The sequence below is a fragment of the Colwellia sp. MB3u-55 genome, from assembly GCF_014076785.1.
Lineage (GTDB): Bacteria > Pseudomonadota > Gammaproteobacteria > Enterobacterales > Alteromonadaceae > Colwellia_A.
On the sequence record NZ_JACGUS010000106.1, the window covers coordinates 102,705 to 118,565 of the forward strand.

The following is a 15,861-nucleotide window of genomic DNA, read 5'->3' on the forward strand; positions in this document are numbered from 1 at the left end:
GATTTTTGGACATATAATGAAAATATTAACAAGTAATGTTTATGTTGGCCCTAATGTTTACGCCCATTTTCCTGTTATTCGACACGCTGTTGATGTTGGCATATTAGAGCAATACCCTTCGGTAAAATTAGGTAAAGAATTCATTAATGGCTTAATTGAAGCCTTACCCGGTTTAAAAGAGCATGGCTGTTCATACGGCGAATCTGGCGGTTTTATTAGGCGCTTGCAAGAAGATGAAGGTACCTGGATAGCTCACATATGGGAACATGCAACCTTAGAACTGCAATGCATGGCCGGTACTGAAGTTACTTTTGGCAAAACCAGAGGCAATGGCGAAGTTGGTCAATATGACATGGTCTTTCAGTACAAACAACGAGATGTTGGATTAGCTGCTGCTGAACTTGCCAGAAACCTGCTTATCTCAGTTATGCCACTAGATATTCAAGCACAACTACAAACAAAATTAGAAGCCGATTTCGATTTTCCAGAAGAGCTATCAAACTTTATTCGTTATGCACAACGCAAAGAATTTGGTCCCAGCACTCAATCTTTAATAACGGCAGCCGAAGAACGTCATATCCCATGGCTACGTTTAAATCAGTACAGCTTAGTACAATTTGGCCATGGTAAATACCAACAGCGCATTCAAGCCACCATTACTAGCCAAACGAATCATATTGCTGTTGAAATATCCTGTGATAAAGAAGACACCCACAATTTATTAAATGATCTCGGTTTGCCTGTGCCTAGACAACAATTGGTTTATTCTGCCAAAGATGCCATAAAAGCGGCAAAACGTATTGGCTTGCCAGTTGTACTTAAACCCTTAAATGCAAACCATGGCCGTGGCGTCTCTATCGACTTAACTACTGATGAGCAAATTAATACTGCATTTGATTTTGCCCGCGAACAAGGCACCAGTCGAGCTGTTTTAGTTGAGTCATTTTTAACCGGTTTAGATCATCGTATGCTTGTTGTTAATGGCGAACTTGTTGCTGTCGCAAAACGTGTACCGGGTCATGTTGTTGGTGACAATAAACACACCATTACGCAATTAATCGACATTGTAAATGAAGACCCGCGTCGAGGTGTTGGCCATGAAAAAGTGCTCACTCAACTCGAAATGGACTCACAAGCAACACGTTTAGTTGAAGAAGCTGGCTATAGTGTTGATACTATATTACCCGAAGGCGAAATTTTCTATTTACGTTCAACCGCTAATTTATCAACGGGCGGCACAGCGATAGATATGACTGATGTAGTTCATCCCGACAATAAAGTGATGGCTGAACGAGCGATAAGAGCCGTTGGTCTTGACGTCGGCGGTGTTGATTTTCTGACCTCTGATATTACACAATCATATAAAGATATCGGCGGTGGTATCGTTGAAGTCAATGCCGCGCCAGGTTTTCGTATGCATGTTGCACCAAGCCATGGCAAACCTCGTGATGTTGCTGGCAAAGTTATTGATATGCTATTTCCACCTAATACACCCACTTGTATCCCTATTGCCGGCATCACAGGTACCAACGGTAAAACAACAACCTCACGAATGCTTTCGCACATTTTAAAAACAGCAGGGCATGTGGTGGGTATGACATCAACTGATGGTGTGTACGTTGATGGTCTTTTATCAGTAAAAGGCGACATGACCGGACCCGTTGCATCACAAATTGTCTTAAGAGATCCTTCAGTTGATATTGCTGTTCTTGAAACTGCCCGTGGTGGCATCGTTCGCTCAGGCTTAGGTTATAGAGAAAGTAATGTTGCCGCCTGCATTAATGTTCAACCCGATCATTTAGGCTTAAAAGGTGTTGATACCCTAGAACAACTTGCTGAAATTAAACGTATTGTTGTTGAAGTAGCCAAAGACGCGGTCATACTTAATGCCGACGACCCACTTTGTTTGAAAATGGCCGACCATACTAAAGCAAAACATTTATGTTATGTGACTATGAATTCAGGGCACGGTTTAGTTAGAGAGCATATTCGCGCGGGTGGACGTGCTGTAGTGCTTGAAAAGGGTATCAATGGTGAAATGATCACCATCTTTGATAACGGTGCGCATATCCCATTACTTTGGACACATTTAATTCCGGCGACACTGGAAGGTAAAGCCACTCATAACGTACAAAATGCGATGTTTGCCGCTGCCCTTGCCTATTCTCTAGATAAACCACTTGATGCGATTCAACAAGGATTAAGAACGTTCAACACCACTTTCTATCAAGCACCGGGGCGAATGAACGTCTTTGATGAACACCCTTTTAGAGTTATTTTAGATTATGCTCATAACGCCGATGGTGTTCGCCATATGAGCGAATTAGCGACTAAATTAGACGTTAATGGTAAGCGTATTGCGGTATTAGCCGCACCGGGTGATCGCCGCAATGAAGATATTGAAAACATAGCCAAAGCAGCCGCTGGACATTTTGATTTATATATCTGTCGCGCCGATGACAATCTTCGCGGACGTGGTAGTGATGAAGTGCCACAAATGTTAGCTGCAACATTAAAAGCACAAGGTATCAGCGAAAACAATATCTTGATGATACCTGACGAGGTCACTGCTACTGAAAAAGCCTTATCGATGGCAAATAAAGATGATTTAGTGATTGTCTTTGGTGATGCTATTACCCGTTGTTGGAAGCAAATCATTAATTTTAATGGTAATGAAGATAATCCAGCAGAAACATTAACAAAACCCGTGCATACGGTTGTTTCAATGTTAAACACCGATGAACCTGATCCCTTTATACTAGAATCAGGCATGAAGTTAGTTAAGGATGATCGAGGTGTTCGCATTGTTTCAACCATAGAAGAAGAAAGTGATTAAAACCAAGTTAATGCAGTTATTTGCCATTAACTGAAGATGAATAAGCTTAACCTCGCTAGGCGATGTGTTACCAACATAACCTAGCGGCATAAACTAGCGCAGCCTATTGTTAAACCAATAAAGCTGCGTATTAGTTTTTAAAATCATCATCGAGCTTGTGATACAAATAATGACCTAACAAAACCGTCTCAAAGTGAACAATTATATTGATACAGCTTTACCTTCTTCTCACTTTCCTAACAGCGCTGCGTTGGGAATAAATTTAATCAAATTGGTATACCATGAATAACACTATAACCTTAACATTAGATGACCAGCGACGACTTACCGGCAAAAGCTTATTATGGAATAAATCCGGCGCGATTATTGACGCTTTTGTCTCAGGCATCGATAAGCAAACAGTCGTTGATCAATGGTTAATTTACGTTAATCAGTTATTGGCAGCAGTCAACTGGCAAGATGAATCTACGTGTTATCGTATTTTTGAAGACGGCATAAGCCTTGCGATAAGTGCGCCAATGGATGCCCTGTATGCATCTTGCGATGTCAACGAAGCCGCATGGGATTTTGCGTGTAGCAAAATCTTAACCGGCAGTATAAGTGACAATCATCAACAAGAAATGGATAAAACCATCACTCGTCTTAAACAAATGATTGTCGAAGAGGCTAACCCTGCTCTGCTTAACTTAATAGATTTAGCCATAAAGAATCATGTCGATTATTTAGTTGATGATGATGAATTTTCGTTAGGTTACGGTAAAAGCTGTCAACGCTGGCCAGTGGCATCATTACCAGATCCAACGCAGCTCAATTGGCAACACTACCAATCAATTCCTATTGCATTGGTCACTGGCACTAACGGAAAATCAACCACCGTGCGTATCATGTCTGAAATTATTAAGCAGTCTGATAAATGTTGCGGTGTCACCTCGACTGACTTTATTCGTGTTGGCGAAAAAATAATAGATTATGGTGATTATTCAGGACCCGGTGGTGCACGAATGTTACTTCGACATCCAGAAACAGAAACAGCTATTTTAGAAGTCGCGCGCGGCGGAATATTGCGCCGTGGCCTGCCCATAGATCACGTTGATGCCGCATTAATTACCAACATAGCTGAAGACCATTTAGGGCAATATGGTATCAATACCGTAGCCGGGCTTGCACAAACCAAAGCGGTTGTTGCAAAAGCGCTAACCAGTGGTGTATTAGTGCTCAATGCTGATGATCCGTATTTAACAGCACTTGCACCAACATTAACTGTTAATAAATGTTGGTTTTCATTAAATGAAAATAATCCAGTACTTCAACAGCATAAAGCCATTGGTGGTGCTATTTGTTTCATCCGTGACGGCGCAATTTTTTATTGTACGCAAAATACCAGCACTGGTGAGCGCCTTGAATCGATGATCGTTGCCGTTAACGATATACCGATGACATTAAACGGCGCAGCCCAACATAATGTTCAAAATGCCTTAGGGGCGACCGCTTTAGCTAAGAGCTTACACATAGATAGCGCAGTGATTGGTCTTGCCTTGCAAAATTTTTCAAGTAATGTTGACGATAATCCAGGCCGCGGTAACCAATTTAAACTCAATGGCGCTTCGGTTATTATGGATTTTGCCCACAATGTTCATGGTATGAATGCCATGGCACTGACCATGGCCAATATACCAGCATCACGAAAGTTTTTGATGCTTAGTCATGCCGGTGATCGCAGCAATGACGATATTATTAAAATGACAAAATCAGCCTTAAAAATGAAACCTGATATCTTGGTTGCGGCCGAAACTGTCGAGTACTTAAGAGGAAGAGAGCTTGGCGAAATATCAAATTTAATAGCTAAAGTAGCGATTGAAAGTGGTATGTCTGCCGATAACATCTATTTTTCAGAGGGTCCTTATCAAGGTGCGCAACAAATTGTTAATCAACTGTCAGCTAATGATTTAGCCCTGTTAATCGTTTTATCTGAACGAAATGAAGTGATCGAGTTATTAACTAAAAAGACAAATGAAAAATAAAGTTCAATAATAGAGAACTTTAGAATGCCGCTGAGCGATTTAAAATAGCTCAGGCGGTTACTAAAGTTTACTTTTAAAAGACTAAAATAGCAGCTGCTGTTTTGAAAGGTTGATTATATTAGGTTTCATCGTTTAATTGCTTTGCGCTTTCCAGTAAATAAGGAGCAAGTGCGCTTTTAAAATCGAGTGTTGCCCCTAACTTATTGGCTAGCAATATCATACCAGTAATTTTACGATTGACTAATGCAACTTCAAATATCGGAGATGCTATCGCTGTTTTATCGGTAATTAATGGCATACTAACCTCTCTAATTCGCTTAATCAGTTGCTGTTTTTTTAAGTTGTAGCCCGTATTACTTTGTAAACAATAACTAGCTTCAAAACACGTCTTTAGCACAATATCTATCGCGGTATCACTCATGTTATTGTCAACTAAGCCAAGCGAATACAAGGCTGAACGCATGTCATTATTATCTTGACGCTGCATAGCATCAGCCATAGCAAGATAATGTATTGAAGTATGTTGAGAAAGCTGCCGGCAAGCGCCAAAATCAAGTAACACTATTTTTTGTGTATCGCTCTGATACAAGAAATTAGCAAAGTTGGGATCACTTTGCATAAGTTTATGCGTAAATAGTTCTTGGTAAGTTAAATCCATTAATTGGCTACAGACTAAATCAACAATACCAGCACTCATGTTACTAATATCAGTGATGGGAGAACCTTCGATATATTCCATCGTCAGTATATTTTTGTCTGTTAGCTCGTCAACAACAAATGGGACAATAAAGCGAGAGTCGTTACCCAGGTTTTGACGATAAGTGTTAAGAAATTCAGCCTCCTGCAAATAATTAGCTTCAGCTTTAAGCTGTGCTTTTGCTTCAGCGAGCACGCTAGTCAAATCAATATGTTTAGGTAAAACGCCGCTGAGTTTTAATAAATTCATGACGTTATCAATATCACTGTCAATGCTTTCTCTAACACCCGGGTACTGGACCTTAATCGCCAACTGACGACCATCCTTTAATGTTGCCCGATGAACCTGACCGATACTTGCCGATGCGATGGGGGTAAATGAAAAATAACTAAATTGTTGATGCCAGTCTTTTGACCAAGACGCAGCTAAGGTTTTCAGAAGTTGCGCTTTAGGCATAGGGTCAGCTTCTTGGCGCAATCTTGAAAGAATAGGTTCCCATTCGATAGGCAGTAATTCACCGGCATCCATGGAGAGTAGTTGACCAAGTTTCATCGCCGCGCCGCGCATATGTGCTAAACGCTTGGTGATAGATATAGCGTTGTCAATATTACGTAAGGACTCTGTTAATGATGGACGCTGTCCACTGAGCATTTGTTTTGTCGCACCTTTAACAATATTGCCGGCAACCGCTGAGGCCAAACCACCCAATTTAGCGAGACGAGCAATTCTTCCAGAAGGTACTTTCCGCTCTTTACGTTTTTCTGTCATCGCAAAATGGCTTCGTTGGGCATGTTAACTATTACCTTAGTGGTGTTTAATCTAACCTCCCTGCTATTTATAGCAAGCGTTGAGGGACAAGAATAAGATTAACAAAGATTAAGCCAACAACCAATGACATTAGAATCAAAAAAGACAGGTTACTTCAACACGTTCAATTACTACCTTATTTATAGGTATTCATATATTTCGAAGACTAAAATGAGATGTAAGTTAAAGAACATAGAAAGCCCTTAAGTTCCCTGTAGCTTACTCTATAAAATTATTTGGAATTGCACAGATTGATATGAAAGGATTTTAGAAAACTGCTTGCTTCCATTAACGAAAACAAGCAGTTACTAAAATTTGTGAGCTAACACTATAAGTCAGCTCTTGGTATGGAATTAAGGCTATGATTTAATTGCATTTAATAACTTAGCGCATTTATAAAGATAACAGATTTGTACTTCGATCTCGCCTTCAGAACGAGATAGTACTAACCGTCACTATTGCACACTGCTGACCTGATTTAGTCCTCAAAACTAGGTAAGTTTATGTTCACTAATATACGAATATAGTCCTTTTGGTCTGAATAAACCTATAATTAGGGTGTTCAGATCATGTGCCTATTTCATACGAATATTGATACGATATCATTTTGATGGTCACCGCTTTACTTTCGATGTCATAGGTACGCCCTAGCTTTAAAACGAATACTCAGGGCTTGCTTAAACTACTTATTATATTGCTTTCGAAGAGTTTGGGAACACATGTATATATGAAACAAGAGATTGGCATGACTTCACATTTAAGTAAGACTAACTACAAGGTATTTGTTGGTATTGATTGAGCAAATGACAAATACGATATTTACATTTAGGATCCACTCACAGGTAAACGTAAGTTTCTGTTATTAAGCATGAAGTAAATGAAATTGATAAATGGGTGAAAGGGCTTCATAAAAGATTTGGTTCACCTATTGCCGTTGAGTTAAGAAGAGGGCCTATCGTTTATGCCCTACAGCAATATGATTTTCTTGTAATTGTTCCAATAAACCCAACAACACTTGCAAAATACCGAACAGCTTTTAAAACCAGTAAAGCTAAAAATGCTCCCACTGATGCTGAGTTTGCATTAGAGCTTATGCTTCGTTACCCAAATCATTTTCCTCCTGTAAACCAGTAAAGCATCAACATGCGTAAACTGTTTTTTTTAGTGGAGCATAGGAGAAAGGTAGTAGATGATAAACAACGAGTGGTTAATCAGATGATTAATGCAATCAAACAGGATTATCCTCAGGCGAATGAATGGTTTTGCAAAAAAGACACACATATTTTTTGTGCTTTTATTACTTGATGACCAACCATTCAACAAGCTACAAAGCCCATAAGTCTACCTTAACAAAGTTTTTCAATGATCATGGTATTCATAACACTGCCATTGTTGATAATCGACTGTCACTGATAAAAAAAACCAATCCTCTCGCGGATGACAAAGCCATAATTGACAGTCATTCAATGTTAGTGGTTTCCTATGTTGAACGCATTGTCAACTCAATGAAGTGCATTCAAGAGTATAATAAAGCGATAACAGAACTAATGAAAAAACTTCCTGTCGCTCCTATTTTCAATAGTTTACCTGGCGCAGGTGCTGCCTTGTCCTCGCGGTTACTTGCTGCATTCGAAGAGCAGAGAGATAGGTTTAAATCAGCCAACTAAGTGCAACAATACGCAGGTATTGCGCCTATAACAGAAAGAAGTGGCTAAAAGTCTTGGGTTCATTGGCGCTGGCAATACTCAACATTTTTACGACAAAAATTTATAAAATGGGCAAGTCATTCTCGCCTAAAATATTACTGGGCTAATTTGTATTATCTACAACAAAGAGAGAGAAGTAGTTCTCACCAAGCAGCTCTTCAAACACTAGCATTCAAATGGATTAGGATTGTGTAGAAGTGCTGGCAAGATGCAAAACCTTATAATAACTCACTATATTTACGGGTTTTAAAATATAGGGGTTCTCCATTGATTTCAGGTTAAATTTAACTTGATATCAGGCTCAGGGCGGGAAGTAAGTTAGAAACTATAAATCATACCGTACCACCAATTATGGGAAATTATGAGTTATAACGCCACATTAAGAGGAAAATAATAGTTGGCTAAAATAAGCGACGAATGCGCAAATAATCAACTGTTATTTGTCCTGCTTGAATGGCTATTAAGTATTGGCTTACCTAAATACTGACTCACACCACATAAGACAATTATCGTAGCTATAAGCTTGTTAGGCCATTAATGGCTCTTTACACGAGCGACAATTAAGCCCTGATTGTTTAATTTGATGAGCATGAAACTTGTTAATACGATTATATTACCAAATATAAATGCAAAGAGAATGATTAAATAAAGCCACACCCAATCTTCAGGTAACAAATCCCAGACACTAACAACAAAATAATTTGCGAAAATTAATAAAATAAAGACAGTACTATAAATCCAATCATTCCTTTTGAAACGCTCCTCAAACTCTTTACGCCTTTTAATAAAGTCCTGTTTACGCATACTACTCCTAAAACACACAGATACAGTGACTCCCCAAGAGGCACGAGCCTCTGAACGTGGGTTAGTTTTACAAACCAGAGCTATAAAATATGTGTCAACATTATCAAACAGGGGCTAGCATAATAAAACACAACATACTTTTTATTGGCTTAGATACCCATAAAACATCCACGGATGTCGCATATATCCAAGACCAGCGTGGCGCTAAATCAACACATCTTGGTAAAATATTCAGTAATAAAGCCGCTTTTAAATAACTAGCGTGACAATTACAATCAAAATACCCAGATGCCACACTTAATTTTGTTTACGAAACAGATCCTTGTCGCTATTGGATTTACCGTTTACTGACCAGATTTAATCATTGCTGTTATGGTATCGCTCCTTCGCTTTCCCCTAAAAAAACCAGGAGAGAAAATAAAAATCGATAAGCGTGATGCCCTTAACCTCGCTAAATTACTTAAATCTCAAGACTTACCCCCTATCTATGTCCCTGAGCCCAAAGATGAAACCGTTCGCGATTTATCACACGCCCGTAAAACCAGCATCAAAGATTTAAAAGATGCAAAATACCAACTAAAAGCTTTGCTGTTACGAACAACATCAACAGCAAAGTAAAAGATAACTGGTCATTACAGCACTTACCTTGGCAGGGATGAATTAGTACGACCTCATCCCTGCCAAGGTAAGTGTTTTACAAGAAGCCGTTTCAACTATTACCGAAAGGTTAAAACATTTAAAACGTTGGATTATGAATTAACCCATCAAATGAAGCGTTGGCGGTTTTATCCGGTAGTCAAAGCGATACAGGTTATGCGTGGGGATAGATTATTAGTCGCAACTGGCGTTATTGCTCAATTAGGCGATTTATCACGGTTCGACCACCCCAGAAAATTAATGAGCTACCTTGGTCTGATACCAAGTGAACATTCAAGTGGTGCAAAAAATCACTTAGGGGCTATGACCAAATGCGGTAATAGCCATACAAGACGACTACTGGTCAAAAGTGCACATTCGTACAAACAAAACGTCAATGTATCAAAAGAAATGTGACTTAGGCAGGAAGGCTTAAACAAAGAAATTGTTGGTATGCTATGGCAGCACAAATGAGGTTATGCAGACGATACAATCGTTTGATGTAAAAGGCAAACACCGTGATGTCGTCACGGCTATTGCTAAAGAAATGAACGCTTATATTGGGGCTATTTCTCGAAAGGTCGTACTACCAAAAATTGACGTAAATCTTCGACTATCAATAGTGCCCACATGAGTCATTTTATAAGAAAAAGTGTTGAGTTAGCGCATGGGTTCAAGCATCGGGTGTGGCACAATCACCGACGGTGTTGGAACGGCAATAACCTAATGGTTATTGAACCAAAAACGTAGACTGAAGACAGGTGCCACAACGAAATGAGTAAGGTAGACCCTGCTAATTAACAAGTTAGTGATCCACAAATATCGGCATGATAAACGACGAAATTACTTGTTTCATTCTATGCGTTAACTCACTCAATTAAAAAAGTGAATAAAAGGTCCTTAAATTAATGAACAAGGATCAGTGTATTTAACTTAACGTGAAAAGTCATACCAAAGCCCCATTAAGAAGCTTTTAATTGTTGGCTAAAATGTAAAGTGAAGCGGAATCTAGCCAACTGTCATTTGTTAAATATCATTAGCATGTGGGGTCTTTATATAACTTATTATTCCATATCAACAGGTTAACATTCAACAAGTGTAACTTAGGCTAGGTCAATGATGCAAACGATCTCTTCATGCTACTGATACACAGTTCTAATGAAATAATTTTTATAAATTACGGATGTTTAACTTGCAGCCACTGCAAAAAATAATTATACAACGAAAACTAATTTGCCTTATGATAAAGATAAGCACAAAGAAATAATATCAATGCTAAAATATGTGGCTAAACCTTTTTTCCATTGACATCCTGTATGCATAAAGTTGAGAATGCAATTAAAGACGGTATGATGGATAGATTTGGTGAAGGCTCTCGGCTTGGTACATGAAGGAGAGGTAAGACAATTTCATTGAATTCCTTTTCAGTCAAATCGGTCGGTATGATATTCCAGATGGGCTTTTTCGGATTTTCAGCCATCAATACTATTGTCTATTATGAAAAATGGGTAGTTTATCTAAAAAACGTTATATAAAGGCCTTTAAGATAAATTCACTGCTCTGCAGAAACCCGCTATGAGTTGATAGTAATCTATTAAAATGAGTTGAAATTTGAGTTGATATTGCAGCCTAAAGAATTAATTAACCTCTACTTGCAAATGATTAGAGAATTTTGCCAGACAGTAAACGCAGTACTTTATTTGCCTGCACTAACTGAACATAGAAATAGTGAAATTCTTATTGAGTTAAATCCCAAACTTGCTATTTATCCATTATCCACCCCACAAGATGCACATCAGTTTATTCAAGTACAGGAAAATTTAAGATCAGAGAGAAATACGACCAATGAACTTTTTGTTAATGTAACTCCAAAAAACGATAATTATTTTAAAATATTTAGAATAGACCTAAACAAAGCCACTGAGATATCACTAAAAAATTCAGGTGATCTACAACTAAAAACAAACCCTATTAAAATAAAAAATTATTGTTGGTTAGGGCTACGTTATGAAAATAACGAACAACTTAATATGTTTTCTGAAAATCATCTACCAACAAGTCTATACAAAATGCTACTGGCTTTTGCTGGCTCCTTATCAACGTATTGTCAGCAATGGCAGTCAAGTCTTTTAGACCCGTTAACGCAATTATTTACTCGTAATGAGTTAAAAATACAAATAGCGAAATTACAAAAAAGGAAACAAAAATTTGTCGTTATCCTAATTAATCCTAATGACTTTAAACAAATCAATAAGCAATATGGACGTAAAGCTGGAGATAGTATTCTTATTGAAATAGCCAATAGGTTAAAAATTAGCTTTGCTGAACATACGCTTATAAGCCGTTATGGTGCAGCACAATTTGCTGTTGTGTTACCTTTTTTTGCCACGGAGAGGAATGACGATTTGGCACAATGCCAAAAATATACGGAACAATTAACAATAAATCTATCACAGGCTAACTTTTTAAATAACACCTGCTCAATTGCATTCAACTTTGGCCAGAGCCTTAATTTAAATACTATGTCAACAGATATAACATTGCAAACGTTACTGTTACGAGCAGAGCAAGCACTGGACGTTGCAAAACTTAAAGGTCAAAATATATCGGTAGTATGGCATAAAGCGCTTGTTAGCCAATGTAAAGAAAAAGTAGACAAATTACAGGGGATTTTTACCACCTCTGAAAGTAAAGATTATCGGAATATGTTGTTACTATGGGATGTCATGTCAATGGTCTCTGTGGCTACTGAGCAGAAAGTACTGGCAACAAATTTTATTGAAAGACTATTAGCTACTTTCGCTGTTAAAAATATTTACCTTTTCCTTGAGGCGTCAAATGACAACGCCGCTTTAATTATTGGGCGGCAAGCACAAAAACAAAGTAAAGTTGATTTGTTACCTTCACACAGCATTACGGAACCACAGCTAGCCTTAGTTGATAAATGTAGAAGTAAAATATCCAATGTCGAAATCGTATTTGACGAAAATAATCAAAGTTCACCATTATACGCATATGCTTTTCCATTCATTGCTCAGGGTAGCTATATAGGTTGTTTATATGTCGATGGTTCCGAAGACAGTTTATTGATTAATATTGGTGAAGTTTTACTCTTAGATGCTTTAACCAGTCAGTTGAGTGCTGCTTTTGAGCGACTTTTTCTACAAACAACACTTAAGCGTAATCAAGAACTTGAACAGTTACGTCTGCAGCAAGAGTTAAAAGAGTTACGTTCGGCAATACAGTTTTCTAATCTGGTTTATTGCTCTATACAGATGGAAGCACTGGTCAATAAAATACAAAAAGTTGCGGTAACCGATGCGACAGTACTCATTGTTGGAGAAACAGGCACAGGGAAAGAATTACTCACTCATACGTTACATAAACTTAGCTCAAGAGCCGACAAACCTTTTGTGTTGATAGATTGTGGGGCGATTCCTGATGCTTTAATTGAAAGTGAGTTGTTCGGTCATGTAAAGGGAGCGTTTACAGGTGCGGAACAGCGGAATTTAGGGCGTATTATAGATGCCATTGGCGGTACCTTAGTGCTTGATGAAATCGGGGAAATACCACTAGATGTTCAAAGTAAGTTATTGCGCTTCGTTCAGGAAAAGCAAATAACCCCTATTGGTGGAGGTAAGACCCAAGTCCTTGATGTCAGAATTATAGCCGCGACCAATCGTAATTTAGCTAAAGAGGTTAGTGCAGGTCGATTTAGAGCCGATCTGTATTATCGACTCAATGCTGTTGAGATTCACGTGCCACCATTGCGAGAAAGATCGCAAGATATTTTATACTTGATCAAACATTTTATGACTAAGTTCAGTGTACAATATCATAAAGAAAAGTTGCAATTGAGCCCGTCAGCCGCCACAGCGGCATTATCTTATCATTGGCCTGGAAATGTACGAGAATTACAGCATAAAGTCATGCAGGCAGTAATTTTCAGTGAAGGAAATATACTATCTCCACATAACTTAGCGTTAGATATTGACGGCATTAATCCCCCAAAAACTCATCATAATTATGTGAATACTATGATTGATCAAAATATGGATACTTCTCATATTAAAGTCAGCAGTGAAAAAGGTAATATAATGACAGAGCAATTGAGTGATACAATTTCAATTCATACGCTATGGCAGCAACTTGAGCAGCAGCTCTCGCAGCAAATAAGTGCCATTACTGAAAATACTCCTATAGTGCCAATTCCGCTAGGTAGCTGGCTGAATGATGATCTGATTCTTATCGCGTATCAAGTTTCTAATCATATTTCGCGCCAAGCGGCATCATTACTTAGTATCCCTGAAAGTACTTTTCGTCGGAAATTACAAAAAGCAGAAAATAAAAAGCAAGCAGGCTTAGCGCCTCGTCCAAAAAATTGGTCTGAACTCACATCTTTACTGACGCAACTTATTAAACTTGATATCGATATGATTAAAAAGAGTAAGATAAAATTACTGAGTCAAATAAAACTCAGAATCCCTGATAATGTTAGTTTAACAGCCCAGCTTATGGCGGTAAGTGAACCTACGTTACGAAAGTTAGTCTCAAGCTAGCAAATATCAATTAAAGCAAAAAAGTAATAATCATTAAAATTATGGCGCGCCGAATATTTAATTTTTGTGCGCCATTTTTTTTGTTTATAATTAAATTATGGCGCACCACGTTGTAAGTATTATTACTGCAAAACCTTAACCATATGATAATATTGATTTAAAATAAATTGGCGCAATCATTGCTGTTCATAAATCTTTTAACAAGTAATGTGCATTTTCTTTGGTACATTTCCTCAAATAAAACATGGTCAGTAACTAGGATGGTATTTATGACATTTAGCAGAAAACAAGCAATATTATTAATAGGGATTTTATCTCTTATCTTTACAACCGTTTTGTGGATGACAGCTAAAGCGCCAACACAAAGTTTTATCGTTCAAGGGAAAGATATCCAATCAGTTACCCGTTTAATTGAACGTGTCGGTGGCCAAATTACTCATACATTACCTATCATCAAAGCTATTGGAGTCAATCTTACAAAGCAACAAAGAAAAACCTTACAAGGCTATGCTAATATTCGCGCTATCTATCAAAATCGCACCATTGAAAATGATGATTTGAAAGGAGATGATTCTGGCGATTTAAATCCTGATTTAAATTATGCCGCAAGAGTTGAAGCAGATCGCCTTCATGACAGCAATATCAATGGCAGTGGAATTACGATTGCATTTATTGATACGGGGATTGATAAAAAGTTAAAAAATATAGCAGAAAATATCACCTCAGATATACGATTATTAGTGCAATTTGATGCGATCAAAAACGAGGTAGATAATGCTTCATCTGATCAAAGTGGCCATGGTAGTCATGTGGCGAGTATTGCTACTAGCAGCGAGCGGCAAAAAGATGAAGAAAACTACACAGGGATAGCACCAAATGCCAATATTGTCAGTGTAAAAGCATTTGATGATCAAGGTAAAGGTCGTTATTTAGATGTGATTAGAGCATTAGACTGGGTAGTTAGCAATAAGGATACTCACAATATTCGTGTATTAAATTTATCATTTAGTGCAGAACCACAATCATTGTATTGGGACGATCCAATTAACCAAGCCGTGATGGTTGCATGGCAGTCAGGTATTGTGGTTGTTGCTTCTGCTGGAAATAGAGGGCCAGAAGCCATGACAATCGGCGTGCCTGGTAATGTACCTTATATCATCACGGTTGGGGCAATGAGCAATAATAAAACCAGCTTGATCACTGATGATATTCTTACCGGATTTTCTTCATCAGGGCCAACCATTGAGGGGTTTGTTAAACCAGAGATTGTTGCGCCAGGTTCTCGTTTATTAGGCTTAATGAAAGAAGAAACAGTAATAGGTAAAGCGCATGACGATTTCTTTTCTAGTAAAAATCATTTTGCGATGTCAGGCACTTCGCAAGCAACAGCAGTAGTAACAGGTGCTATTGCGTTAATATTACAACAAGATCCCTCATTAACACCGGACATGATTAAATGTAAATTAATGGCAACAGCACAACCTGCGTTATCATCTGAAGGAAAGTTAGCCTATAGTATATTTCAACAAGGGGCAGGAATGATTAATGCTTATGAAGCTGCCTATAGTACCAAAACAGATTGTGCAAATAGTATGCTTGATATTGAGATGGATATTCAAGGAGAGCAGCATTATGCTGGGCCAGCTCGACGCGACCAAGCGGGTAACTACTACATTGAAGGCACTAATGAGTATACCTGGGATGGTGGTTACGCCTCTGAAAGTGGTTATATGTGGCGAGATGGTTATATGTGGCGCGATGGTTATATGTGGCGAGATGGTTATATGTGGCGTGA

The 15,861-nt window shown here is 38.3% G+C and carries 8 protein-coding genes and 1 pseudogene; 7 read left to right on the forward strand and 2 right to left on the reverse strand.

The window, feature by feature from the left end; translation table 11 throughout:
- Positions 1-16: 16 nt before the first annotated feature.
- Positions 17-2,836: a cyanophycin synthetase gene (gene cphA, locus H4J66_RS07730; RefSeq protein ID WP_182172726.1), complete on the forward strand. Its 2,820-nt coding sequence runs from the start codon at positions 17-19 to the stop codon at positions 2,834-2,836.
- A 281-nt stretch (positions 2,837-3,117) separates the two neighbouring features.
- Positions 3,118-4,857 carry a Mur ligase family protein gene (locus H4J66_RS07735; protein WP_182172729.1) on the forward strand — a complete coding sequence of 580 codons (1,740 nt, stop codon included), beginning with the start codon at positions 3,118-3,120 and terminating at the stop codon, positions 4,855-4,857.
- 118 nt (positions 4,858-4,975) lie between these two features.
- Here the strand turns inward: H4J66_RS07735 and H4J66_RS07740 are convergent, their stop codons facing one another.
- Positions 4,976-6,322: an AarF/ABC1/UbiB kinase family protein gene (locus H4J66_RS07740; protein ID WP_182172732.1), complete on the reverse strand. Its 1,347-nt coding sequence runs from the start codon at positions 6,320-6,322 to the stop codon at positions 4,976-4,978.
- 933 nt (positions 6,323-7,255) lie between these two features.
- Here H4J66_RS07740 and H4J66_RS07745 point away from each other — a divergent pair.
- Together H4J66_RS07745 and H4J66_RS07750 are read left to right on the forward strand one after the other, a co-directional pair.
- Positions 7,256-7,495 (forward strand): hypothetical protein, encoded by a 240-nt coding sequence (locus H4J66_RS07745; RefSeq protein WP_182172735.1) that lies wholly within the window; start codon positions 7,256-7,258, stop codon positions 7,493-7,495.
- A gap of 128 nt (positions 7,496-7,623) precedes the next feature.
- On the forward strand, positions 7,624-8,028 hold the full coding sequence (locus H4J66_RS07750; protein WP_182172738.1) for a hypothetical protein: 405 nt from the start codon (positions 7,624-7,626) through the stop codon (positions 8,026-8,028).
- Between the two features lie 573 nt (positions 8,029-8,601).
- On the opposite strand, the gene H4J66_RS07755 is transcribed toward H4J66_RS07750, so the two are convergent.
- A complete protein-coding gene (locus tag H4J66_RS07755) occupies positions 8,602-8,871 on the reverse strand; it encodes a hypothetical protein (RefSeq protein WP_182172741.1) in 270 nt (89 codons plus the stop codon).
- Between the two features lie 119 nt (positions 8,872-8,990).
- Between H4J66_RS07755 and H4J66_RS07760 the strand changes: the two are divergent.
- The 3 genes and pseudogenes from H4J66_RS07760 to H4J66_RS07770 all read left to right on the forward strand — a co-directional run.
- Positions 8,991-10,141 (forward strand): annotated as a pseudogene (locus H4J66_RS07760) (IS110 family transposase).
- 988 nt (positions 10,142-11,129) lie between these two features.
- The gene (locus H4J66_RS07765; RefSeq protein ID WP_182172744.1) at positions 11,130-14,066 is read left to right on the forward strand and encodes a sigma 54-interacting transcriptional regulator; all 2,937 of its coding nucleotides are present in this window, start codon (positions 11,130-11,132) and stop codon (positions 14,064-14,066) included.
- A gap of 269 nt (positions 14,067-14,335) precedes the next feature.
- Positions 14,336-15,861, forward strand: a 1,526-nt coding sequence (locus H4J66_RS07770) for a S8 family peptidase (RefSeq protein ID WP_182172747.1), incomplete at its 3' end; no start/stop codon positions are given.